The sequence below is a fragment of the Mycobacterium sp. genome, assembly GCF_050701675.1.
Classification (GTDB): Bacteria; Actinomycetota; Actinomycetes; order Mycobacteriales; family Mycobacteriaceae; genus Mycobacterium.
The window spans coordinates 1-1,906 of record NZ_JBOGDD010001297.1 but is presented as its reverse complement, the minus strand read 5'-3'; the positions used below and the strand labels follow the sequence as shown (position 1 = coordinate 1,906).

Genomic DNA, 1,906 nt, shown 5'->3' with positions numbered 1-1,906 from the left:
CATCGGAGGATGGTGTTCGGGAAATCCAGCCGCGGCCGGGTGCGTGCCCAGATCATCGAGGCGAAGTGGCTGGGGTTCGTCGAGCAGGACCCCGAGGACGCCCTTGCCGACGGGCAGGTGACCGATTCGGTCGACAGTCTCGCCGTCCATCCCGGAATGTAGAAACGAAATGAGTTTTCCGTCGGGCCCCCGGACGCCGAGCGCACCGTAACGGGCACTCGTTAGCTCCATCGCGGCGGACACGATGCGACGTAGGGTTGCGTCGAGGTCGAGATCCGCCGCGAGCCCGACGATGGCACGCAACAGGTGTTCCATCTGGTCGCGGGCGCCGAGCAACTCGTCGAGTTGCGCGCGCATGCTGCCCATGGGGGATCGTCGGCCCAATTCCGCAAATGTCGAATCTTCATCGTCCATGCCCACGTGCCCGTACCTCCGGGTGTCTAGGGGAACCGGCGAAGCGTATTCCCATGCACCGCTAGCAGTAGCATGCCGCGAAATCCCGATTGGAGCGCTGGTTTCCGGCAATCCGGAGGCGCCACCGCACCGTCAGTCCTGCGCGAACCGACGTCGAGCGGCTCTACGAGACGGTCGGCATTGGAGGTCGGCACCGTCTGCAGGCGACCGACGGCTGCCACACGAGTACGTCCTGCAGAGGGCGTCGCGGCGTGGGCGGCGGTACCTCGTCCATCGCGGGTACCAAGCCGATGCGGATCAGCACCTGCGGCAGAGGGTGACCGGTCAGGGCACTGACGATGTCGCGGCTGGCCTGGACTTCGGTCATGTGGGTCAGAGGACACGTGGCCAGACCGGCCATCGTAGCTTCCAGGAGGACCACGGAGAGCGCCTCTCCGCAAGTCAGGACGTCGCGGCGGGTGTCGCCGAGCGCGGAGAGCACCAGCACCTTGGAATGGTCCTCGGCGACCTGTGAACGGCGTTCCCGGTGATGGGTGACGGGGAAGCTGCGGCCGATGTCGACTCGGTCACTCTCGGCGGCTGAGACGAGGGCGCTGTGGGGGATGCCATCGTTGGTTGCGAACGGCCCCGTCCACCAGGCGAGTTCGGCGTGATACGACGAGTCGTAGAGGCGCAGTGCCTCGGTCAACCCGGATGCCTCGGCGAGCCGGGTCCTGGCGTCCTGGCTCAGCATGTCCAGCAGCGCGAGATCATCGTCGACGGTGCGGCGCAACAATGGCTCGAACTGGTCCCAACCGTCCGGCGCCGCGAAGGGCAGGCGGTCGGTGCGTCGAGTCAGGATCGCGTCGGCGCGACGGCGGTGACCGTCGGTGACGAACGACATCGGGATGAAGTCGATCGACGCGAGATGGGTGTAGTCGTTCGGGTTGGGGTAATAGTCGACGTTGGCCACCCACCCAGCCGCGGCCATCGCGACCCTGAGGTGGTCGAGCACCGCCCCACAGCTCAGAAGCGCCTGCCGGCCCGAGGAATCCGTGTCGACGAGGCGGTCGCGGTCCAGGTGCAGGACTCCGGCACCCTCCCCGACGAATCGCCACGGCTGGCTGTTGTGAAAGGACGGTGCGCGGCACGCGATGTGCACGGCGTCGGTGATGACACGGCTTGGCACCACTTGTTTCGGCATGTTGTTACCTCCTGTCGCCTACGGCGAACTATCGCCTCTGGCACGGTCCCGGTGCCAGAGTCTTTCGACCCCACGCATTGAGGACCTGTGGCCGCCGAGCGGGGTCTGAGGACCGCTACCCACGGGCCGGTCGCGGCGTCATGCTCACAGCATGAACTCAGCATCGGTCGTCGTCCCTCGCGGCGCCGACCCGCGTGTCGCAATGGCCCCCGAGGTCTACGAAACCCACACGGGCATGGTGGTATTGATCGGCGACCGGGCCTACAAGGGCAAGAAGCCGGTTGTCACCGACTTCCTGGACTTCAGTGA

At 66.3% G+C, this 1,906-nt stretch carries 3 protein-coding genes; 1 reads left to right on the top strand and 2 read right to left on the bottom strand.

Going from position 1 to position 1,906, the window contains the following annotated elements; all coding sequences use genetic code 11:
* The coding region (locus ACRDUX_RS40005) for a GAF domain-containing protein (RefSeq protein WP_526422956.1) at nucleotides 1-357 on the bottom strand (357 nt) is incomplete at its 3' end.
* Nucleotides 358-577: 220 nt separating this feature from the next.
* A complete protein-coding gene (locus tag ACRDUX_RS40000) occupies nucleotides 578-1,597 on the bottom strand; it encodes an Acg family FMN-binding oxidoreductase (protein ID WP_526422952.1) in 1,020 nt (339 codons plus the stop codon).
* Nucleotides 1,598-1,799: 202 nt separating this feature from the next.
* Between ACRDUX_RS40000 and ACRDUX_RS39995 the strand changes: the two genes are divergently transcribed.
* The coding region (locus ACRDUX_RS39995) for a hypothetical protein (RefSeq protein ID WP_526422954.1) at nucleotides 1,800-1,906 on the top strand (107 nt) is incomplete at its 3' end.

Coding starts and splice junctions, on each gene's coding strand:
- ACRDUX_RS40000 (WP_526422952.1), bottom strand. CDS start 1,597: ATGCCGAAACAAGTGGTGCCAAGCCGTGTCATCACCGACGCCGTGCAC.